Here is a 21,214-nt window from a genome sequence, read left to right as displayed (position 1 = left end):
CGTGCCTGTCGTTGCCGCCGCGGTCTGCCCGCATCCGCCACTCCTCGTACCCGAGGTCGCGACCGGCGCCGCCCCCGAGCTCGACGACCTCCGCGCCGCCTGCCTTGCGGCCGTCGAATCACTCGCCACTGCGGATCACCTCGTGGTGATCGGCTCCGGTTTTCCGGCTACCTATGAATCCGAGGCGGGCGGGTCGTTCGGCGCTTATGGTGCGCCCGGCGTGCGGTTCGGTTCGGGTCCGGCGGTCCTCCCGTTGTCGCTGGCGATCGGCGGCTGGCTGCTCGAGCAGACGAAGGCCGCGCAACTGCCGCGCACCTACCGAGCGGTGATGGCCGACACCCCGCCGGATGCGTGCGTACAACTCGGACGAGAGATTGCTGACAGCAACGACCGCGTCGGCCTGCTGGTGATGGGCGACGGCTCGGCCCGCCGCAGCGAACACTCACCCGTACACCTCCATCCACGCGCGGAGATCTTCGACACCACCGTCGCAAACGCCTTGCGTCACAGAGATCTCGACGTACTCAAGGCCCTCGACCCCGACCTGGCCGGTGAGCTACAGGCCGCCGGCCGAGCCCCGTGGCAGGTCCTTGCCGGAGCCCTCGAACGTACGTCGCTGTCCGGCGATCTGACCTACGAAGCAGCGCCGTACGGCGTCGGCTACCTCGTCGCCAGCTTCACCTAGAGATACTGGCTGGGTGACTGAGGAACGTACGGGGTATCGGCGGTCGGCGAAGTCGCCGCGGGGTGAGGCGCGGCGGCGCGAACTGCTGGACAAGGTGGCGGACGAGCTCGGGGTGAACGGGCTGGTCGACTTCTCGCTCCGGCGGGCGGCGCGCGCGGCCGGTACGACGCACAAGGTGCTGCTGTACCACTTCGACGGACCTGAGGACCTGCTCACGCAGGCAGTTCTGCAACTGCGCGAACGCCGCATCACCCGCGCAATGGAGGCCGCCGGCGCGGGACCGGACCGGCCGCTGGCGGACCGGGTGCGGTCGATGTGGCCGACCCTGATCGGCGTCGAATCGGGGGTGCTGGACCAGGCGATCGGGCTCGCGATGTACGACGCCGGGAGGTACGCCGACCTCGCGCGGTCGGCGTCGCGCCAGTACCTGCCGGCGTTGCTGTCGCTGTGCCCGGACGCCTGGGAGGAGCAGCGCAAGACCGAGGTCGCGGAGCTGATCCTGGCGACCTTGCGCGGGTTCCTGATCGAGTGGCGGACGAGCGGCGACGCGGCCGGGATCGAGGCCGGATTCGCGGCCCTGCTGCGGGCCCTGGAGCGCGAAGAACGAGCCTAGACGTTTTGCGAACCGCGTGGTTCACTTTCGGTATGCGCGAGAAGGTGAGCTTCACGAGTGGCGGCGTCGCGTGCGCGGCCTGGCACTACCCGGGGACCAACGGCGGGTGCGTGGTGATGACCGGCGGCTTCGGGGTCACGAAGGAGCCGGGGACGGACCGGTTCGCGGAGCGGTTCGCCGCGGCCGGATTCGGCGTACTGGCCTTCGACTACCGCAACCTCGGCGAGAGCGAGGGCGCACCGCGGCAGGTCGCGCGCGTGTCCGACCAACTGGCCGACTGGCGCGCCGCGATCGCTCATGCCAAGACGCTCCCGGGCGTCGAACGCGTGGCGATCTGGGCGTTCTCGCTACCCGGCGGATACATCGTGCAGCTCGCCGCGGAGGACCTCGGTATCTCGGCGGCGATCGCCCAGTCGGCCAACGTCGACGGCCCGACCGTGACCCGCAACGCCTCGCGCTACCAGACGCCCGGCAGCGCGCTCCGTCTGATCGGCCGAAGCCTGCTCGACCTGGCGGGCAGCCTCCTCGGCCGTCAGCCTCGCCTGGTGGATCTCGCCGGCCCACCTGGGACGGTGGCGCTGCTCAACACCCCTGACGCCCAGCTCAGCAACGCGACCCTCAACCCCGGCAACCGCTACCCCGAATGGCAACAGGCGATCGCAGCCCGTTCCGTCTTCCCCGCAGCGCTCTACCGCCCTGCGAAGTACGCGTCGCAGGTCCGCTGCCCGATCCTGTACGTCGTCTGCGAGGACGACCGGTCTGCTCTAGCAGCACCGACTCTCAAGGCCGCCGCCAACACCCCGAACGCCGACGTACTCCAGGTCCCCGGCAACCACTACGCCCCCTTCCTCGACGCCCACGAACAGGTCGTCGAGACGGAGCTCACCTTCCTCACCCACCACCTGGCGCTTTCCGGAAAGAAACAGTCACCAGGCGCCGAAAAACTTCCGGAAACCAGCGGTTAGTCGGACTCGAGTGGTACGTCTGTCCACCGGGGCGCGGTGTCGGCGAGGTCGTCACGTCCCGCGGTGCGTAGTTGCTGTACTAACTCCTGACGGGCACGGCGTACGGCGGCTACTGCTTCGTCGGACGTGGTGTGTGGCCCGGACCAGTTGCAGACCGCGTCCCCGGCGTACCAGTCACCCGAAACAGACCGACGTACATGTGCTGTTGCCAGACGAGCTGCAGGCAGCGGTACGTCGGCCAGCTCGACCACCGCGTCTACGGCGACCACCGCCGCGGACAGGTCGTGGAGTGGACGTAGCTCGACCGCGTCCGTGAGGACGAACTCGTAGCCGCTCGGCGCGCGCTCGCCCAACCAGGCAAGAGCTTCCTGGGCGGTGTCGTGCAGAAGCTGGGCATTCGATGGATCCGCCAGCGTGTGCACCCCGCACTGGCGCGTGTGCGTCGGCCGCAGCTCGTTCTGCCACAGCCGCACCTGCAGCTCGTCCCGCCCCGACAACCGCCGCCCGAGAATCCGCGCCAGCCCGACGACATCGAAGTTCAACTCGTCGTTCGTCCGCCGTCGCCCCGGCACCGGCTCTTCACCGACCCGCGTCCCCCGAGTGGTCCACGGACCAACATGCCACCGCACGAGAGCCGTCATAGGCCAACCCTAAATGCGGTCACTCTCCGCAGTGGACGTGCTCGACGTTTTGGTACATCGTTGAGCGATCACACGTGGCCGGGGGGCCATCGGACATGTCACCGTGGGGGGAACCACCGTGCACCAGAGCAAGTCAGACACGCCTGTCGACGACCCGGACAAGAAGCAGTACGCGTGGCACCGGCACCCGGCGTTCATCACGATCCTGTCCGCCGCCTGCACGTTGGTCGGCGGCGTCCTCACCGTCGTCCTCGGGCAGGCCGACGTACTACCGGCCGCCATCAATCCGGCCCCGCCGCAGACCACCGTCCTGTCGACCACCACCGCGACCGCGACCACCACCGCCACCAGCACGGTCACCGAGACCGTGACGGAGGCACCGACCGCTCAGATCACCGATCCCGGGAGCTCGAGCACACCGCAGACCCTGTCGCCCGGCACGCTGGCCATCACCATCCAGATGGGCAGCTACGGCAAGATCGGACCGGGCGAGTACCGCGCCGGCGCGCTGCCGACCACCAGGGCCCAGGTGCTGGACGAGACCGGTCACTATCCTGCCACCGGCTGCTATCCGACCTGGGTACTCAAACGCGGATCCGGCGTCATCAAAACCGTGCGGAGCGGGTCCTGCGGAGACAGCTTCACCATGTCCAGCGACTCACTGCAGGTCCGGGGCGTCTATCACCTGACGGTGTCGGTCGTGACCGAGGCCGGCGCCAAGGGCACGAAGACCGAGGACTTCAAGGTGAGCTGATCACGCGGGCTTCACAGGTTCCGGTACGTCGAAGGTCTTGGCGAGGTCGGTGAGGATGGACCAGGCGCCCTGGAGGCCGACGGCGGTCATCCAGGTGAGGTCGGGGACGTCGTGGACCTTGGCGGCCAGCGGCTTCCAGAGCGGGTTGGCCTTGAACTGGGCCTCGGTCTTCTTGCTCAGGCCCTTGTCGTCGGCGTACGTCGCCACGAAGATCGCGTCGGCGTCCGCGTCCTTGATCCGTTCCGGGCTGATCTCGAGCGCGAAGTCGGCGACGTCCTGCGACTTCGGCCGCTTGAGGCCGGCGTCCTTCAGCACGATCCCGGAGTAGCTCGCGTTCTGGTACAGCCGGGTCGGGCCGTCGACGAATCGCACGACGGAGATGGTCGGGTCACCGGCCTTGGCGTTGATCGCGGCGCCGACCGTCTTCGCGGCCTGCTCGTACGACGAGATCTCCTTCTCGGCCAGATCCTCCGCACCGACCGCCTTCGCCTCGAGCCGGATGTTGTCCTTCCAGGTCGCCCCGGTGGTCTCGGACATGATCGTCGGCGCGATCGCGGACAGCTGGTCGTACAGCTTCTCGTGCCGGACCTTCGCGCTGATGATCAGGTCCGGGTCCAGCGCGGCGATCTTCTCCAGGTTCGGCTCGGCGAGGGTGCCGACCGACTGGGCCTCGGCGCCGAACGTGGTCCGGTCGTCGCCGAGGTAGTCCGGCAGCTTCCCGTTGATCGTGCGGTAGTCGGTGTACCCGACGACCGGGGTGTCCAGGACCAGGGTCGCGTCCACGTAGCTGGTGTCGAGCGCGACCACCCGCTTCGGCTTGGCCTTGATCTCGGTCTTGCCCATCGCGTGCTCGATCGTCCGCGGGTACCCGGCGCTCGCGGCGCCGGCCGAATCGCCGGAATCGCCGGAACCGCCGGGGTCCGAGGACCCGCAGGCCGACAGGGCGAGGGCCGCGACAGCGAGCAGAGCGGTGATGCGGGGCAGGCGCACAGGTGTCTCCAAGCAACGGGATAAGGTGACTCACGACCTCAGAAGTAAGGCAAACCTAACCATATGTGCTCCGCCGCTCCCACTGCGAGTCGATCGGTACGCCGTGCCGCCGTACTCCTCGTCCTGGTGGTCGTCCTGGTGCTCGCGTTCGCGGCCAGCCTTGCGCTCGGCTCGCGCTGGCTGGGGCCGGGCGCGGTGTGGCATGCGCTGACCGCGAACACCGGCTCAGATCCGGATGTGATCGTGCGCAGCCTGCGGTTTCCGCGGACGGTCGTCGCGGTCCTGATCGGGCTCTGTCTGGGGATCGCCGGGACGTTGATGCAGGGGCACACCCGCAACGCGCTGGCCGAGCCCGGCATCTTCGGTGTGAGTTCCGGCGCGGCGTTCGCGGTCGTCCTCGGGCTCCAGCTCGGCGTGGTCGAGTCCGTCTCGTCGACGGTCTGGGTCGCCTTGCTGGGCGCGTTGATCGCGACCTTCGCCGTACAGCAGCTGGCGTCGCGGGGCACCGGATCGACTCCGGTCGGCCTGGCGCTCACGGGCGCGGCCGTCGCGGCGCTCCTCGGTGCTCTGACGTCGGCCATCGTGCTCCTCGACGCGGACACCTTGGACAGCTACCGGTTCTGGGCGGTCGGGTCCGTTGCCGGCCGCGGAATGGATGTCGCAGGCCAGGTCCTGCCCTTCGCGGTGGTCGGCTTGCTACTCGCCGCGGTCAACGCTCGTGATCTCGACATGCTTGCCTTGGGCGACGATGTGGCCGCAGGCCTCGGGCTGTCGATCCGTCGGGCCAGGCTGCTCGGTCTGGGCGCGATCGGTCTGCTGACCGCGGCCGGTGTCGCGGCCTGCGGGCCGATCGGGTTCCTGGGCTTGCTGTCCGGCCACGTCGCGCGTCGTCTGTTCGGCGCCCGCAACACCTGGTTGATCCCGGCCGCGGGCGTCATCGGCGCGACCGCTCTGGTACTCGCGGATCTCGTCGGCCGGCTCGTCGGCGGCGCGGGCGAGGTGCAGGCGGGGGTTGTCCTCGGCATCGTCGGCGCCCCGATGTTCGTTCTCGTCGTACGTCGCCGCGCGGTGGCCCTATGAGATCGCGGACGGTTGCTCTCAGCGTCGTGTTCGCGGCCCTCGCGATCGTCGTCGCGCTGGTCTCCTTGAGCGTCGGTACGACGAAACTCCCGCTCGCGGACGTGGTCGAAGTGCTCCTCGGCGGCGGCCGTCGCGGCACCAGGCTCGTCGTGCTGGAACTGCGCCTGCCGCGAGTCGCGACCGGTCTGCTCGTCGGCATCGCGTTCGCCGTGTCCGGCGCGCTGCTGCAGACGCTGTCGCGCAACCCGCTCGCCAGCCCGGACATCGTCGGCGTGAACTCCGGTGCGTCCGCGGGCGCCGTCGCGGTGATCGTGCTCGCGGGCACCGGCGGCGGCAACATCTCGGGTGTCGCGGCGAAGGTCGGGATCCCGTTGGCCGCGGTCCTCGGCGGGCTGCTGGCCACGCTGATCGTCGGTGCGCTGTCGATCCAGCGCGGTGTGGTGGACGCGGGCAAGGTGGTGCTGATCGGCGTCGGGATCGCGGCCGCGGCGAACTCGCTGGTCGCCTGGCTGCTGGTGATCGGCGACGTCAACGACGCGGGCAGGGCGGCCGCTTGGCTGGCGGGCTCGTTGAACGCCCGGGCCTGGAGTGATGCGATCCCGGTCTTGATCGCCGTCGTGCTGCTGTTGCCGGTAGCAATGATGTTCAACCGGGACCTGTCCGCGCTGGTGCTCGGTGACGACGTGGCGTCGTCGCTCGGCGTCAGGGTGGCGCGGATCCGGCTGGTGCTGCTGGTGATCGCAACGGTGCTGGCTGCGATGGCCACCGCGGGAGCCGGTCCGATCGCGTTCGTCGCCTTGGTGGCGCCACAGGTCGCGCTGCGCCTGACCCGGATGGAGCGACCGCCGTTGCTGACCACTGCGATGCTGGGCGCGCTGTTCGTCGTACTGGCTGACCTGCTGGCGCGGAACGGGTTGCAGTGGGCGCAGGTCGGTCCGTACGAGTTACCTGTCGGAGTGCTCACGGCTGTCTGCGGAGCGCCGTACCTACTTCACCTCATCGGCCGCCAGCAGAAGGGACGCTGATAAGTGGCCGCCATCCGAACTCAGCACGTCGTCTCCGGCGCCCAGGCGGGCGCCTCGCCGCGTTGTCGGAAGCGCACGATGAACCCCGCATCGAGCGCTTCCTCCGCCTTGCGATCCACCCACCTGAACACCGGAGCCAACGCACTGCGCTCGCATGGAGGCCACTAGTGCACGTCGAGAACCTGACCCTCGCGTACGACGCTGATGTGCCGGTGGTCGACGGACTGACGCTGGAGGTGCCGTCCGGGCGGCTGACTGCGGTTGTCGGGCCGAACGGGTCCGGCAAGTCCACACTGCTGCGTGGGATGAGCAGACTGCTCGCTCCGAAGAGTGGGCGGGTGCTGCTCGACGGCAAGGACGTTCACCAGCTACCGGCGCGTGAACTGGCCCGCAAGCTCGGTGTCCTGCCTCAAGGGCCAGTGACGCCGGAGGGGATCACGGCTGCCGAGCTCGTGTCGCGGGGACGGCATCCGCATCGCGGTCTGTTCGGGCGGCTGACAGGGGAGGACGACGCCGCGATCAACGAGGCGCTACAGGCAGTAGAGCTGACAGAGCTCAGGGACAGGCCCGTCGACCAGCTGTCCGGTGGCCAGCGGCAGCGGGTGTGGATCGCGATGGTGCTGGCGCAGGGGACACAGCACCTGCTGCTGGACGAGCCGACGACGTACCTGGACCTCGCACACGCGGTGGACGTGATGAACGTGGTCCACGCGGCCGCGACGTCAGGGCGGACCGTCGTGGCGGTGCTGCATGACCTGACGCTGGCAGCGCAGTACGCCGACCACCTGGTCGTGATGGGGGACGGGCAGATCGCCGCGCAAGGCCGTCCGGTCGACGTACTGACAGCGGCGTTGCTGGACGAGGTGTTCGGGCTGAAGGCCACCGTGGTGGAGGTCGGTGGCGCACCGGTCGTCGTACCGGATCGTAGGCTGGCTGGATGAGCTACACCGTGAGCCGTCTGGCGGAGATCCTGGCTGACTCGGTCAGCTGGATGTCCGTGCGTACGGCGGATGCGGTGCCTGGACCGGACTGGGTCTCGTGTGCGGACCTGATCGCGGAGCAGCAGGCAGGCGGTGACCCGACGTACTCGTGGCGCGCCGCCGCCGCAGCTGACTACGCGCGGGACTACTCGATCGAGCCGCCGGTGCAGGTCGCGGCCATGTTCACGCTGATGTGGTACGTCCAGGTGCCGTCGCTGGTGGCAGGTGTGACCAGTGCGGTCACCGGCATGTCTCCAGACGTGTCCCCGTCGTCGTTAGCGTTCAAGCGGCATCCGGTCGCGCACTACCCGGCTGAGGTGGCGCTGCTGTCGGACGAGGTCGTACCGCTGGCCACGGCCGCCGTACAGCTTAAGGACCACACCGAGGCGTTTCTGGAGGGCTACCAGCCCGGTGTGAAGCTGGGGTCGCTGCAGCGGTTCGGGGCGGTGGACGACGAGGTGCGGGCGGCGATCCGGCTGTCGGAGGATGCGCCGTACGCCGACCGCGCCGCAGCGGCGTTCGGGGTGTCGCTGGAGGAGAAGTTGCGCACGTCGTGCTGCTACTTCTACGTGCTGCCGAACGTGGCTGCGTGCACCACCTGTCCGCGTTTCCGTTGACTGATTTCGCTCAGAGCTGAACCAGGATTGACTTCGTCCGGATCCGGCCGGAAATTGTCGGTGGCCTCGGGAAGCATGCTCCGCATGAGTCGACACACACCCCAGACGTCACCGGCAGGTAATTTCCGGTCGGTTGTCCAGCCCTTGGCCCGGAGCTAGGTTCGCTGACGTGACCTCGTCCGGTGGTTCTCCGGCGACGACTCCGATCGGCTCCCGGGCCGACGCGGAGGGCTACGTCGCGATGGTCTGTTTCAAGCACGGTCCACCTCGGCTGTACGGCGTCGAGCTCGAGTGGACCGTGCATCATGCGGATGATCCGCACCGGCCGCTCGACGCCGGACTACTGAGCAAGGCCCTGGGCGTGCACGCCCCTGCGACCCTGGTGAGAGGCAGTCCGCAGCTGCCGCTGAGCCGGGGCGCACTGGTCACGGTGGAGCCGGGTGGCCAGGTAGAGATCTCCGGCCCAGCGTCGGACTCGATCCCGCAGCTGATCGACGACACCGCCGCCGACGCGGCCGAGCTGACGGCACTCCTGCAGGATGCGGACCTGGTCCCGGGCGCCTACGGCCTCGACCCCTTCCGCACACCGCGCCGCATCCTCACCGTCCCGCGGTACGCCGCGTTGGAACACGCCTTCCAGCGCCTCGGACCGCACGGGCCGCGGATGATGTGCAGCACGGCCGGCCTGCAGATCTGCCTCGACGCAGGCGAAGCGGACCAGACCGCCCTCCGCTGGCGCGCACTGCACGACCTCGGGCCGGCTCTGGTCGGCCTGTTCGCCAACTCCCGCCGCCGCGCCGGGGCCGACACCGGTTGGGCCTCGGCCCGCACACAGGCGACCTTCGGCACCTGCGCCCCGTTCACCGAGCCGCCACCGCTCGACGCCGACATGGCTGATCCGGCCGCTGCGTGGGCCCGGACGGCGATGGAGGCGCCGGTTCTCTGCATGCGGCGCGGCGACACCTGGGACGCACCTACCGGGCTGACGTTCGGTGCCTGGGCGGACGGACAGCTGCCCGGCAACAGACCGACGTACGACGATCTCGACTACCACCTGTCCACGCTGTTCCCGCCGGTCCGGCCGCGCGGGTATCTCGAGGTGCGTTACCTCGACGCGCAGCCGGGGGACGGGTGGATCGCCCCGACCCTGCTGCTCACCGCACTGATGTCCGCTCCGATCGACCAGGTGCTGGCCGCGGCCGAGCCTGCTGCCGGCCGCTGGTTCCCGGCGGCTCGCGAGGGGCTGAACGACGCCTTGGTACTGCGTGCCGCACGCGACGTGGTCGCTCTGGGTACCGAGGTGATGGACCGGACCGGTGTGGATCCAGAACTCATCGCTGCCGTCGCAACCCGGCTGCAGCGCGTCGTCGACAACACCCACGGAAGGCGAGCTTCATGAATCACCAACTGTCCGATCTGTCGCCCGAGGGCCTGCGGTCCTTCGTCGGTGAGCAGCTCGAGCGGTCCAGGGCGCGGACGGTCCAGCTGACCGATGCGGTCGACACCGACGACCTGGTCAAGCAGCACTCCAAACTGATGTCGCCGCTGGTCTGGGACTACGCGCACATCGGCAACCAGGAGGAGCTCTGGCTGGTGCGCGACGTCGGCGGCCGCGAGCCGCTGCGCCAGGACATCGACGAGCTGTACGACGCGTTCCAGCACGCACGCGCGGACCGTCCGTCCCTGCCGCTGCTCGGTCCGGTGGAAACGCGGAGCTATGTGACCGAGGTACGGGACAAGGTGCTGGACGTGTTGGACCACGTGAAGTTCGACGCCGGGCGTGAGCTGGTGGACAACGCGTTCGCGTTCGGCATGATCACGCAGCACGAGCAGCAGCACGGCGAGACGATGCTGGCGACGCACCAGCTGCGGGAGGGTGCGCCGGTGCTCGACGCGCCGCCGCCTCCCGCGGGGCGGCGGCTGCCGTCGGCCGAGGTGTTCGTGCCGGGGGGCGTGTTCGAGATGGGTACGTCGATCGAGCCGTGGGCGCTGGACAACGAGAGGCCCGCGCACGGCGTCCACGTGAAGCCGTACGTGATCGACACCGTGCCGGTGACCAACGGGGACTACCTGCGGTTCGTGCTCGGCGGTGGGTATCAGGATCCGCAGTGGTGGTCCGAGGCCGGGTGGGCGCATGTCCAGAAGGCTTCGCTGGTCGCGCCGCGGTTCTGGTCGCAGGTCGACGGCGAGTGGTGGCGGCTGCGGTTCGCGCACCGGGAGCTGCTGCCTCTGGACGAGCCGGTGATGCACGTCTGCTTCTACGAGGCGGAGGCGTACGCGAAGTGGGCCGGCAAGCGGCTGCCGACCGAGGAGGAGTGGGAGTTCGCGGCACGGTACGACCCGTCGAGCGGCCGGACGCGGCGGTTCCCGTGGGGTGACGAGTCGCCGGGTCCGCAGCACGCGAACCTCGGCCAGCGGCACCTCCGGCCGGCGCCGGTCGGGGCGTATCCGGCGGGTGCCTCGCCACTGGGCGTGGAGCAGCTGATCGGGGACCTGTGGGAGTGGACGTCGAGCGACTTCCGCCCGTACCCGGGGTTCCGCGCGTGGCCGTACGACGAGTACTCGCTGGTCTTCTTCGGGCCCGACTACAAGGTGCTCCGCGGCGGCTCGTTCGGCACCGACGAGGTCGTTGCCCGCGGCACCTTCCGGAACTGGGACTACCCGATCCGCCGCCAGATCTTCGCCGGCTTCCGCTGCGCCCGTGACGCTCGCCCCGAGGAACTGCACGCTGAGGAGTCGCACGCCTGATGTGCCGCCACCTCGCCTACCTGGGACCGGCGGTCACGCTGGCGTCCCTCGTCCAGGAGCCCTCCCACTCGCTGTTCGAGCAGAGCTGGTCGCCGCGCGACATGCGCGGCGGCGGCTCGGTCAACGCCGACGGCTTCGGCCTCGGCTGGTACGTCGACGGCCAGTCGGTCCGGTACCGGCGCAACGTGCCGATCTGGACCGACGACAACCTGCCCGAGCTGGCCGGCTCGATCCGATCCGGCGCCGTGATCGCCGCCGTCCGGAACGGGACCGACGGCATGCCCCATACCGAATCCTCGGTGTCGCCGTTCAAGGTCGGGAACTGGATGTTCAGTCACAACGGACGGCTCCCGGGCTGGCCGGAGTCGACGGTGAAACTGGCTGAGCAGTTGCCGGTCGCCGAGCTGCTGAAACTCGACGCACCGGTCGACTCCGCGCTGCTGTTCGCGCTCGTCTCCAACCGCCTGCGCGACGGGATCACACCCGCCGACGCGGTCGCCTCCGTCGTCCGGGAAGTGGAGTCGGTCGCGCCCGGATCGCGATTGAACCTGCTGCTGACGGACGGGGAGCAAATCGTCGCCACCTCCTGGACACATTCGCTCCGGGTCCGGCAGACCGCCGACTCGGTGACCGTCAGCTCGGAACCGTTCGGATCCGCTGACTGGGACGAAGTACCCGATCGTTCGCTGCTCGTGGCCACCGCCACCACCTTGCAGATCACCCCGATGGAAGGACGAGAGTGACCCTCATCGACGTACATCTGACGCCGGACTATGCGGCTCGGGCATTGCGGGAGGATGTTCGGGCGGGGTTGGCGGCGACGCCCAAGTGGTTGCCGCCGAAGTGGTTCTACGACGCGCGGGGGAGTGAGCTGTTCGAGGAGATCACGCGGCTGCCGGAGTACTACCCGACGCGGGCCGAGCGGGAGATCCTGCACGCGCGGGCCGGTGAGATCGCGGCGATCACCAACGCGCACACGCTGGTCGAGCTCGGGTCCGGGTCGTCGGAGAAGACCCGCTTGCTGCTCGACGGGCTCCGGACTCACGGCACGCTCACGTCGTTCGTCCCGCTCGACGTGTCGGAGTCTGCGTTGCGGGATGCGGCCGACGCCATCAACGCCGACTACCCGAGTCTCGACGTACATGGTGTGGTCGGCGACTTCACTGCGCATCTCGACAAGCTTCCGGGTGATCCGCCGCGGGTTGTCGCGTTCCTCGGCGGCACGATCGGCAACCTGATCCCGGCCGAGCGCGAGGCGTTCTACCGTTCTGTGCGCGAGGTCCTCGAGCCGGGTGAGTGGTTGTTGCTCGGCACCGACCTGGTGAAGGACCCCGCCACGTTGGTCGCGGCGTACGACGACTCGGCCGGCGTCACCGCCGAGTTCAACAAGAACGTGCTCCGGGTGATCAATCGGCAGCTTGGCGCGGACTTCGATGTGGATGCGTTCGAGCATGTCGCGCTCTGGGACGCGGACAACGAGTGGATCGAGATGCACCTACGCGCCACCCGCGCGATGCGGGTGCTGATCCCGGAGATCCACTTGGAGGTCACGTTCGACGAGGGCGAGGAGATCAGCACCGAGATCTCCGCCAAGTTCCACCGCTCCGGAGTCGAAGCCGAACTCGACAAAGCGGGCTTCACCCCGGCCGCCTGGTGGACCGACAACGAAGCCCGCTTCGCCCTGTCACTCTGGCAAGCCGTCTAGCCAAGCACCGACCGCCCCCTCCCGGCGCCTTCCCGCCGCCCCCCATTTCCCTGGCAGACCCAGCGATTTCCCTGGCAGACCCAGCAAATGAGGGGTTCCCCACCCTGAATCCGGGTGGGGAACCCCTGACCTCGTGGGTCAGCCAGGCAAATGGGGTTAGCTGCCCTGCTTGATCAGGTTGTTGATTTTGTCTACGTAGGAGGGGAGGTCGGTGATCGGCTTCTTGCCGCTCAGGATGGGCTGGTAGTTGGCGGTCGTGAGATCGCCGACCTGTGAGGCCCACTGGGTGGTGAAGCGGACGCCGACCGTCTTCTCCGCGGACAGGTCAGCGTTGACCGTGTCGACGACGGTCTGCTGCTGCGCCTTGGTGAGGGCGTCGAAGTAGCTCGGCTGCGCGGGTGTGTACGCCGGCGGCGCGACCGGGGAGGCCGGCAGTACGGCGTCCCACACCTTGGTGTTGATGTACTCGAGCACCTTGTACGTCGCGTCCTGGTTCTTGGTGTACTGCGGCGTGCAGATCCCGACCGAGTCGTACAGCGTGGTCGGCGTCTGCACCTGCGGGAACGGCGCGAACCCGTACTTGACCTTCGGCTTGTCGGTCTGGAACCCGGCCGCCAGCCACTGCCCGCCGAACGTCATCGGCACCTTGCCGGCCGCGAACAGCGACTGCACGTTCGCCGCGTCGTACCCGGGCGGCGCGACCGACCCGTTCTTGATCGCGGCGGTCAGCTTCTCGACGCCTTCCTTGTACTTGTCGTCGGCCTCGGCCTTCGTCGGGTGGTTCACGTTGTCGGTGAACGGCGCGCCACCGGCCGACACGGAGTACATGCTCATCGTGAACGGCCCGTCCGGACCGGTCAGCTGGTCGGCGACCAGGCCGTACTTCGCCCCGTTCTTGTTCGCGAGCTTCGCGGCCGCGGTGTACATGTCGTCCCACGTCCAGCCGGCCTTCGGCAGCGGCAGACCGGCCGCGGTGAACGCGTCGGCGTTGTACCAGACGCCGTACGTGTTCATCAGTGACGGCAGACCGCCCATCTGGCCGTCGGCGGTCTTCCAGTTCTCGATCGCGGACGGCACGAACTTGTCGGCCTTGAAGTCGCCGTCACCGTTCTGGAGCTTGTCGGCCCAGTCGACCAGCAGGCCCTGCGACGTGTACTGCTGCTCGGTGTCGTTACCGCACCAGAACAGGTCCGGCAGCTGCTTCGCCTGGGTCAGCGACGCGAGCTTGTCGCCGTACTGACCGCTCGGGGTGTCGAGCAGTTCGACCTTGACGTTGTCGTCCTTGAAGTCCGCCAGCGCCTTCTTGATCGCGGCGTTGGTCTCGGCCGACTCCCAGGTCATCACCTTGACGGTGACCGGCCCGTCGCTCGACCCGCTGTCCGACTCGCCGCTGCAGGCCGTTGCCGTCAGCAACCCCGCGCACGCCAACGCGGTCACACTCAATGTCCTCTTCACAAGGATTCTCCTCTATTTCTGGGTCGTGCTGCCGAGAGCGCCGAGGCCCTGGATGAAGTAGCGCTGCGCGGCGAAGAAGATGATCAGCGGCGGCAGCATGTAAAGCAGGTTGGTGGCCATGTAGTAGCTCCAGTCCGGCGTCTTCCCGGCGAACGGGGAGATGAACGACGCCATACCGACCGACAACGGCCACTTGCCGGACGAGTACAGGTAGACCAGTGGGTTCAGGTAGTCGTTCCAGGAGGCCTGGAACGCGAGGATCGCCATCGTCAGCCAGGCCGGCCGGGTCAACGGCAGCATCACGCTGACGAAGATCCGCAGGTGCCCGGCGCCGTCGATCTTCGCCGCTTCATCGATGGAATAGGGGATCGCGAGAAAGTACTGCCGGGCCAGGAAGATGAACAACGGGTTCCCGCCGAGGAACGCCGGGACGATCAGCGGCAGCCAGGTGTCGTACCAGCCGATGCTCTTGTACATCTGGAACAACGGGATCAGTCCGACCACGCCCGGCAGCAGCATGCTGCCGACGAACAGGTAGAACCAGGTCTTGCGGCCCGGGAACCGCAACCGGGCCAGCGCGTAGCCGGCCATCATCGCGGTCATCACGCCGCCGATGACACTCAGCCCGGTGATGACGAACGAGTTCAGCAGCAGCTTCGGGAAGTGGATCGCCTTCGGCCCGTTGATGAAGTTGCTCCACGTCCACTCGTGCGGCAGCAACTTCGGCGGGATGTCGAACACCGCGGTCCGGCTCTTCAGGCCGATCGTGATCATCCACAGCAGCGGTACGACCATCACCGCGCAGATGAACAACGCGACGACGTACCACGCCGTCGTACCGATCGCGCGCGGCTTCTTCTTCGCCGGGGGTCCGGCCTGCGCCGTCTCGGGCAAGGCGGCTTCAGTCTGAAGTGCTGTCACTGTATGTCCAGAGCGAGGAGAACTTCGCGGTCAGGGCGATCACGGCGATGATGATCACGAACAGCACCCACACCTGCGCGGACGCGTATCCCAGTTGCGGGATCCGGCCCAGGGTCGGGAAGCCGTTCTCGTAGATCGAGAGCATCAGCACCTTGGTGCTGAACCCCGGTCCGCCGTTGGTCAGGATCTTCGGCTGGTTGAAGGTCTGCAGCGCGGCGGTGGTCTGCAGGATCACCTGCAGCAGCATGATCGGGCTGATCATCGGCATCGTGATCCGGAAGAACACCGACCACGGGCCGGCGCCGTCGACGCGGGCGGCCTCGTACAGCTCGGTCGGCACGGACTGTAGCGCGGCGAGGAAGATGATCATCGTCCCGCCGACGCCCCACAGCATCACCATCACCACGGACGGCATCGACGTACCCGGGCCCTGCAACCACAGGCTGGTCGGCAGGCCGAGCCGGTCGAGGATCGTGTTCAGCAACCCGACCTGTGGGTCGAGGATGAACTTCCAGAGCGTGATCGTCGCGACGGCCGGCAGCACCACCGGCAGGTACGCCAGCGTGCGGACGATCCGGACGCCGGCGAAGCGCTGGTTGCAGAACATCGCGAGCGCCAGGCCGAGGATCAGCGACAACGGGACATAGAGCAACACCAGATAGCCGGTCGCCCGCAACGCCGGCCAGAACGCCGGGTCGGTGGTGAACAGCCTCCGGAAGTTGCCGAGGCCAACGAAGACCGGGTCGGTCAGCCCGTTGTACTTCGTCAGCGCGAGATAGAACGATCGAATCAGCGGATACCCCACGAAGACCAGGAACCCGATCACCGCGGGGGCGATGAACAGGTACGCCGCCTTCACGTCGGAGCCGGCGTTCCGGCTCATCCCACCGCGGCCGCGCCTTTTGGTGGTTGATCCGCCTGGAGAGACTGAATTCATCCGGCCTCCTGGACGGTAACGTTTCCAACGTTTTACTGTTGGGTGACGATGCCGTGTCGCGAAAAGGAAGTCAACCCCGTGTCCGAAACGTTTCCAAGCCAGCCAGAGGTCAGCCGGCCGACGATGATCGACGTCGCCCGGCGGGCCGGTGTCGGCCTCGGCACGGTGTCGCGTGTGGTGAACGGTGGCCACGGCGTCCGCGACGAGACCGCGCAGCGAGTCCGGGCGGCGATCGACGAGCTAGGGTTCCAGCGCAACGAGGTGGCCCGGGCACTGCGGCCGGGCAAGAAGTCGACGAGTCTGGCGCTGGTGCTCGGCGACCTGACCAACCCGTTCTACGCGAGCATCGCGAAGGCGTCGCTCGAAGTCGCCGGGCAGTCCGGTTTCGCCGTCGTCCTGGGCAGTGTGGACGAGGACCCGGAGGGTGAGAAGCGGGCCATCCAGGAGCTGGTCAGCCGGCAGGTGGCCGGTCTGATGATCGTGCCCGACCAGGGCGATCACGCGTTCCTGCAGGGCGCCGGCGTACCGGTCGTGTTCGTCGACCGCCCGGCGACCGGGATCGACGCGGACATCGTGATGGTCGACAACGAGGGCGGCGGCCGGATCGCGGCCGAACACCTGCTGGAGCAGGGCCACGAGCGGATCGCGATCATCCTCGCCCCGTCGTACTACACGATCGGGCGCCGCCTGCGCGGGTTCCGGCGCGCGCATCGGGCTGCGGGGATCGAGGTCGACGAGTCGCTCGTCATCCAGCTCCCCGAGGGCAACGCGGAGGCCGCGGAGAAGGCGACCCGCGAGGTGATGCTGCGGCCCGATCCGCCGACCGCGATCTTCTCCTCGACGAACTTCCTCACCGAGGGTGTGCTGCGTGCTCTTGGTGAGCTCGGCCGGGAGCCGGCGGTGGTCGGGTTCGACGACTTCCGGCTCGCCGACATGCTGCCGACGCCGGTCACGGTCGTTGCCTCCGACATCGCCGAGCTCGGCCGCAGTGCGGCGCGGTTGCTGCTCGATCGCGCGTCGGGTGCGGACACCCGTCCGCCGCAGCGGATCGTGCTGCCGTGCGCGTTGATCGAGCGCGGGTCGGGGGAGCGGCCGCCGGGTTCTGCTGGGAAGAGAAGCAGTCGTTGACGGCCGGGCACGCGGGTAGGGTCGCCCGCGTGCACTACGAATCCTTCGGCACCGGACGGCCGATCGTCTTCCTGCCCGGTTGGGGCGGCGCGAACGGCGAAGGCCGCGACGTCCACGAGCCGGTGTTCGAAGGACGGCCGGGGTGGCGCCGCATCTACGTCGACCCGCCGGGCACCGGGCAGTCGCCCGCCGTACCGTCGATCACCGACCAGGACGGCATGCTCTCGGCGATCGCCGAACTGATCAACGAGTTGGTCGAGGACGAGCTATTCGCTCTCGCCGGTACGTCGGCCGGCGGGTTGCACGCCCGCGGCATCGTGAAGCGCGACCCGACCCGCGTCCTCGGCCTGCTGCTGCGCGTGCCGGGAATCGTCGTCGACCGTGCCAAGCGGACGTTGCCGACCGAGGAGTATCTGACCAAGACCCCGGCGTACCAGGAAGCCTGGACCGACAAGCAGCGCCGCTACTACGACCCGGCCGAAGCGCAGGCAGACCTCGAGTTCCTGGGCCGGATCCAAGGCGACGTCGCGACCTACGCGCTCCGCGAGGACCCGGCCGCGCGCTTCGAAGGACCGACGCTGATCGTGACCGGCCGACAAGACACCATGACGGGCTTCGCCGACACCTGGCCGATCCTCGACGACTACCCCCGAGCCACGTACGCCGTCTTGGACCAGGAAGGCCACGACCTACCGGTGCAGCGAGTGGGCCTGTACCGCGCGCTGGTGGCCGACTGGCTGGAAAGAATCGAGCACCCGGACGCGTGAGGGGCGGGACGCGCGTCCGGGCGCTCGTCTGGGGGCGGGTCAGAAGTTCGGCCAGGCCCAGCCGAGGTAGCTGTTGAAGTAGGGCAGTGCGCGGGTGCCGATGGCGCCGCCGACGCTGGTGGCCCAGAAGGTGCCGTCTCCCTTGGCGACTCCGACGTGGCCGTACGGTGCTGCGAGGTCCCAGAACACCAGGGCGCCCTTCGGCGGGTTCAGGTCACCGCGATGTGCGACGCCACGAGCCACGGCGTCGTTCCAGTCGGCCTTCGCGGAGGCCCAGATTCCGGTCTTCCCGTACGAGTTCTCGGCAGCCATCTCGCAGTACCCCTGAAAGGCGGTCGACCCGCTGCGGGCGGCGTACCAGGCGATGGCCTTGTCGGCGCGCGGGTTGCTCGTGCACAGCGGCGCGACCAGACCACTGCTACCGGTGTTGACGTAGGCGTCGGTGATGAAGCCCTTGCCGGGGATGTGGTCCCAGATCAGGCTGCGACCGAACTTTCCGGTCACCGGCTCGCCGTAGATCTGGCAGTCGATCGTGACCGCTCCGTCCGGCTGGGTGCCGACCGAGCCGAAGCTGGTCGCGTTGCCGGACCGGATGGTGACGCCGGTTCCGCTGTCGGTGACCACGGTTCCGGTGGCGGCGCTGGCCGGGAGGACTCCGGTGCCTACGAGGGCGGCCCCGCTGAGCAGGGCGATGGCGGTGAGACGGGACGTGATGCGCATGAGGGCGGTACGCATGGTGGTGTTCCCTTCTGGAGTTGTATTCGCAGGGAACCAAAAAGTGACGGTGTTGTCGCAGTGGGCAACGAGGCGAGGCGGCGCCTCATCGGCCCTTCAGAAGTTGGGCTGGGCCCAGCCGAGGTAGTTGGAGAAGTAGGGCAGCTTCGCCTTGCCGATCCGGGCGTTGACGCTGGTGGCCCAGAAGTTGCCGTCGCCGGTGGCCAGGCCGACGTGTCCGTAGGCGCTGATGTTCCAGAACACGAGCGCACCCTTCGGCGGGTTGAGGTCACCCTTGTGCGCGGCGCCCCGGCGTACGGCGTCGTTCCAGTTCGCGATGGCCGACGCGTAGATGCCGGTGGTGCCGTACGCGTTCTCGACGGCCTTTTCGCAGTAGCCCTGGTACGCCGTGGATCCGTTGCGGGCGGCGAACCAGGCGATCGCGTCGTCGGCCCGCGACTGCGGCCCGAACGCGGTGCTGGTGATCGGCGCCGGCGCGGTGGCGGGTGCGGCCGTGGCGGGGAGAGCTGTGCCTCCGAGGACCAAGAGGGCGGCGGTGGCGGTCAGTCGTGTGAACGAACGGTTCATGGTGGTTCCCTTTCGCTCTGAACTGCGATGGACGAGCCTGTTGTCTTGGAGATTCACTTCCTTTGTGCAGACAATCAGAGCGTGATCGGATTGTCGCAGTGGGCAACGGAGCTGATTCACTGCGATTTGGTACTTTATGTAGATAAGTGACGGCGAGAGCGGAGAGTGCGCCGTGCGCCCAGCCCAGGCTCGGTACGTGATCGGAGCGCGCATGCGCGAGCTGCGCGAGGCCGCCGGGGTGGCCTTGACCCGCGCCGCCTCCGAGTCCGGCTGGGACAAGGGACACCTGTCCCGGGTCGAGCGCGGCCACACCAAGCCGAGCCGCGAGCTGATCGAGTGGTACGACGACTCGTTCGGAGCGAACCAGGCTCTGGTCAACCAGTTGATGGAGCTCGACGCCGCCGTACGCGCCGGCCGGGACACGTCACAGCGGGACATGCGCCGGCATGTGCAACCGGTGCTGCTCGGCGGCTCCGTGCCGATCGATCACCACCCCGAGGACCGGGCCGAACTGGTGGGAGAGACGGTGCCGGACGGTACGCGGGTGTGCCGGGAGCAGGTGTTCGAGAAGACCTGGGAGCTCCGCAACAGCGGCGAACGCCCGTGGCACAACCGCTGGCTGACCCGCCAAGGCGCCGCCGGCACCCCCGGCTGGCTCCGCTCCCCACCCCGAGCCCCCGTCCCCGACGCCGCCCCCGGCGACATCGTCACGGTCTCGATGACCCTCCAAGCCCCCTGCCAAGTAGGCGCCTCCACCGCCTACTTCAAACTCACCGACGAAGCCGGCCGCCTGTACTACCCCGGCCTGGAGTCCCCACCCTTGTACTGCACCATCTTCACCATCTACGAGCCGTAGCCCCACCTCCACCCGGCCGCAGCGGCCAGGGCATAGGAAGTGGTGGGGGTGGAGGGGAAATAACCTGTTCAACGCCCCCGCCACGTCGGCGCACCCCCGACAGATGGCAAGCCCTGGCGAATGCGGTTGGCTGTGGTGAGCGGGTGATCCAGGTCCGACCAGCCAACCCGCACGACCTGGTACCCGCGCGACCGGAGGTCGTCCTCACGCCACTTCTCCGCCACGAGATCCTCGGCGTTCCCGTACTTCATCGCGCCATCGAACTCCACAACGCAAACCCGCTCGAGCAGTACGTCGACCCGCGCGATCAGCCGCCCGGACGCATCCCGGATCTCGACCTGCAACTCCGGCTCCGGGAGCCCGTGGTTCGCCAACAGGACCCGGAGACGCGACTCACCGACGGACTCGCTCAACCCATTCGCGAAGCGCGCCGCCGCCCGCGCAGCCGGCGAACCGTGCCACGCACTGTGCCGATCCGCTGTCGCCACCAGCGCCTCCGGACTGACCAGACGCTCATGAAGTGCCGCGTCGCCGAGCACGACTCCGACCTCGTACGACGAGACGCACGCGGTCTCGGCGACGGCACGAGCAGGCGTGACCACCTGCAAACCGTCGACGACCGTGAGCTCGCCGGGATCGAAGCGCGACCGGTGTACGTCGGCAATGGAATCGGACCGCGTCCGACCGCCGGCCTTGGTGACGTGGACCTTGGACAGGTCGAGGCCCCAGGTGGGTAGCCCGTGCAGCACCGCCGCGGACTGATGACTCACCACCGCACCGGGTCCTAACCGGTTGAGGACGGCTCGGGTCTTCAGGAGATGCAGGCGCTTGGCGCAATCCCAGGCAGCCTCGCCCGTGGACGAGCCGCCCGGTTCGACGTACACGTCACGAGACAGCCGCGCCCACTGTCCGCTCCGGAGTCGTCGCCGGAGCTCGCTGTCGCTGTAGCCGCAATCCATCGCGTCCGCCCGGGTGAACCAGCCCCCACGGGCGTCCGCCAGCACGCTCAACTTCGGGTTCATACAGGCAAGATGCAGTCGCCACA

Annotated in this window: 23 protein-coding genes; 15 read left to right on the top strand and 8 right to left on the bottom strand. The window is 68.5% G+C overall.

Translation table 11 applies throughout. The features are described 5' to 3' along the window. Position 1 precedes the first annotated feature (1 nt). Genes OHB24_RS00585 through OHB24_RS00575 form a run of 3 tightly spaced genes read left to right on the top strand, consistent with a single transcriptional unit; the run spans position 2 to position 2,263 of the window. On the top strand, positions 2-685 hold the full coding sequence (locus OHB24_RS00585) for a class III extradiol dioxygenase subunit B-like domain-containing protein (protein ID WP_327636914.1): 684 nt from the start codon (positions 2-4) through the stop codon (positions 683-685). Positions 686-698: 13 nt separating this feature from the next. Then, positions 699-1,298 carry a TetR/AcrR family transcriptional regulator gene (locus tag OHB24_RS00580; protein WP_327636913.1) on the top strand — a complete coding sequence of 200 codons (600 nt, stop codon included), beginning with the start codon at positions 699-701 and terminating at the stop codon, positions 1,296-1,298. A 32-nt stretch (positions 1,299-1,330) separates the two neighbouring features. After that, positions 1,331-2,263 carry an alpha/beta hydrolase gene (locus OHB24_RS00575; RefSeq protein ID WP_327636912.1) on the top strand — a complete coding sequence of 311 codons (933 nt, stop codon included), beginning with the start codon at positions 1,331-1,333 and terminating at the stop codon, positions 2,261-2,263. On the opposite strand, the gene OHB24_RS00570 is transcribed toward OHB24_RS00575, so the two are convergent. Beyond that, entirely contained in the window at positions 2,260-2,904 is a 645-nt protein-coding gene (locus tag OHB24_RS00570; RefSeq protein ID WP_327636911.1) for a hypothetical protein, read from the bottom strand. The genes OHB24_RS00575 and OHB24_RS00570 overlap by 4 nt on opposite strands. Positions 2,905-3,022: 118 nt before the next feature. Here OHB24_RS00570 and OHB24_RS00565 point away from each other — a divergent pair, with 118 nt between their 5' ends. Beyond that, positions 3,023-3,658 (top strand): hypothetical protein, encoded by a 636-nt coding sequence (locus tag OHB24_RS00565; protein WP_327636910.1) that lies wholly within the window; start codon positions 3,023-3,025, stop codon positions 3,656-3,658. Here the strand turns inward: OHB24_RS00565 and OHB24_RS00560 are convergent, their stop codons facing one another. Beyond that, positions 3,659-4,648 carry an ABC transporter substrate-binding protein gene (locus OHB24_RS00560; RefSeq protein ID WP_327636909.1) on the bottom strand — a complete coding sequence of 330 codons (990 nt, stop codon included), beginning with the start codon at positions 4,646-4,648 and terminating at the stop codon, positions 3,659-3,661. It lies immediately after the preceding gene. 63 nt (positions 4,649-4,711) lie between these two features. On the opposite strand from OHB24_RS00560, the gene OHB24_RS00555 reads away from it, so the two are divergent. The 8 genes from OHB24_RS00555 (at position 4,712) to egtD (ending at position 12,803) form a co-directional block, all read left to right on the top strand. Next, entirely contained in the window at positions 4,712-5,728 is a 1,017-nt protein-coding gene (locus OHB24_RS00555; protein WP_327636908.1) for a FecCD family ABC transporter permease, read from the top strand. Further along, positions 5,725-6,753 (top strand): FecCD family ABC transporter permease, encoded by a 1,029-nt coding sequence (locus OHB24_RS00550; protein WP_327636907.1) that lies wholly within the window; start codon positions 5,725-5,727, stop codon positions 6,751-6,753. The genes OHB24_RS00555 and OHB24_RS00550 overlap by 4 nt, the downstream gene beginning before the upstream one ends. 167 nt (positions 6,754-6,920) lie before the next feature. Then, the gene (locus OHB24_RS00545; protein WP_327636906.1) at positions 6,921-7,694 is read left to right on the top strand and encodes an ABC transporter ATP-binding protein; all 774 of its coding nucleotides are present in this window, start codon (positions 6,921-6,923) and stop codon (positions 7,692-7,694) included. Next, complete coding sequence (locus OHB24_RS00540; protein WP_327636905.1) at positions 7,691-8,350, top strand: (2Fe-2S)-binding protein; 660 nt, start codon at positions 7,691-7,693, stop codon at positions 8,348-8,350. The genes OHB24_RS00545 and OHB24_RS00540 overlap by 4 nt, the downstream gene beginning before the upstream one ends. 169 nt (positions 8,351-8,519) lie before the next feature. After that, complete coding sequence (locus OHB24_RS00535; RefSeq protein ID WP_327636904.1) at positions 8,520-9,749, top strand: glutamate-cysteine ligase family protein; 1,230 nt, start codon at positions 8,520-8,522, stop codon at positions 9,747-9,749. Continuing rightward, entirely contained in the window at positions 9,746-11,098 is a 1,353-nt protein-coding gene (gene egtB, locus OHB24_RS00530; RefSeq protein WP_327636903.1) for an ergothioneine biosynthesis protein EgtB, read from the top strand. The genes OHB24_RS00535 and egtB overlap by 4 nt, the downstream gene beginning before the upstream one ends. Beyond that, positions 11,098-11,841 carry an ergothioneine biosynthesis protein EgtC gene (gene egtC, locus OHB24_RS00525; protein ID WP_327636902.1) on the top strand — a complete coding sequence of 248 codons (744 nt, stop codon included), beginning with the start codon at positions 11,098-11,100 and terminating at the stop codon, positions 11,839-11,841. The genes egtB and egtC overlap by 1 nt, the downstream gene beginning before the upstream one ends. After that, positions 11,838-12,803: an L-histidine N(alpha)-methyltransferase gene (egtD, locus tag OHB24_RS00520; protein WP_327636901.1), complete on the top strand. Its 966-nt coding sequence runs from the start codon at positions 11,838-11,840 to the stop codon at positions 12,801-12,803. The genes egtC and egtD overlap by 4 nt, the downstream gene beginning before the upstream one ends. 156 nt (positions 12,804-12,959) lie before the next feature. Here egtD and OHB24_RS00515 read toward each other — a convergent pair whose 3' ends face one another. The 3 genes from OHB24_RS00515 to OHB24_RS00505 are packed head-to-tail and all read right to left on the bottom strand — an operon-like array spanning position 12,960 to position 16,062. After that, complete coding sequence (locus OHB24_RS00515; protein ID WP_327636900.1) at positions 12,960-14,258, bottom strand: ABC transporter substrate-binding protein; 1,299 nt, start codon at positions 14,256-14,258, stop codon at positions 12,960-12,962. Positions 14,259-14,270: 12 nt separating this feature from the next. Then, on the bottom strand, positions 14,271-15,179 hold the full coding sequence (locus OHB24_RS00510) for a carbohydrate ABC transporter permease (protein ID WP_327636899.1): 909 nt from the start codon (positions 15,177-15,179) through the stop codon (positions 14,271-14,273). Next, entirely contained in the window at positions 15,160-16,062 is a 903-nt protein-coding gene (locus OHB24_RS00505) for a carbohydrate ABC transporter permease (RefSeq protein ID WP_327636898.1), read from the bottom strand. Before OHB24_RS00505 ends, OHB24_RS00510 begins: the two co-directional genes overlap by 20 nt. Positions 16,063-16,194: 132 nt before the next feature. Here OHB24_RS00505 and OHB24_RS00500 point away from each other — a divergent pair, with 132 nt between their 5' ends. Next, positions 16,195-17,244, top strand: a complete 1,050-nt coding sequence (locus OHB24_RS00500) for a LacI family DNA-binding transcriptional regulator (protein ID WP_327636897.1) — start codon at positions 16,195-16,197, stop codon at positions 17,242-17,244. Continuing rightward, a complete protein-coding gene (locus OHB24_RS00495; protein ID WP_327641173.1) occupies positions 17,175-18,011 on the top strand; it encodes an alpha/beta fold hydrolase in 837 nt (278 codons plus the stop codon). The genes OHB24_RS00500 and OHB24_RS00495 overlap by 70 nt, the downstream gene beginning before the upstream one ends. Before the next feature lie 39 nt (positions 18,012-18,050). Here the strand turns inward: OHB24_RS00495 and OHB24_RS00490 are convergent, their stop codons facing one another. Continuing rightward, complete coding sequence (locus OHB24_RS00490; RefSeq protein WP_327636896.1) at positions 18,051-18,746, bottom strand: CHAP domain-containing protein; 696 nt, start codon at positions 18,744-18,746, stop codon at positions 18,051-18,053. Positions 18,747-18,842: 96 nt separating this feature from the next. Continuing rightward, positions 18,843-19,313 (bottom strand): CHAP domain-containing protein, encoded by a 471-nt coding sequence (locus OHB24_RS00485; RefSeq protein ID WP_327636895.1) that lies wholly within the window; start codon positions 19,311-19,313, stop codon positions 18,843-18,845. Positions 19,314-19,509: 196 nt separating this feature from the next. On the opposite strand from OHB24_RS00485, the gene OHB24_RS00480 reads away from it, so the two are divergent. Beyond that, complete coding sequence (locus OHB24_RS00480; RefSeq protein ID WP_327636894.1) at positions 19,510-20,169, top strand: NBR1-Ig-like domain-containing protein; 660 nt, start codon at positions 19,510-19,512, stop codon at positions 20,167-20,169. Positions 20,170-20,237: 68 nt separating this feature from the next. On the opposite strand, the gene OHB24_RS00475 is transcribed toward OHB24_RS00480, so the two are convergent. Beyond that, positions 20,238-21,191 (bottom strand): type IV toxin-antitoxin system AbiEi family antitoxin domain-containing protein, encoded by a 954-nt coding sequence (locus tag OHB24_RS00475; RefSeq protein ID WP_327636893.1) that lies wholly within the window; start codon positions 21,189-21,191, stop codon positions 20,238-20,240. Between the last annotated feature and the right edge of the window lie 23 nt (positions 21,192-21,214).

This window comes from Kribbella sp. NBC_00482, from assembly GCF_036013725.1.
In the GTDB taxonomy this organism is placed as follows: domain Bacteria; phylum Actinomycetota; class Actinomycetes; order Propionibacteriales; family Kribbellaceae; genus Kribbella.
Note: the sequence above shows the minus strand (reverse complement) of the source record. Positions and strands in the feature narration are given on the sequence as shown.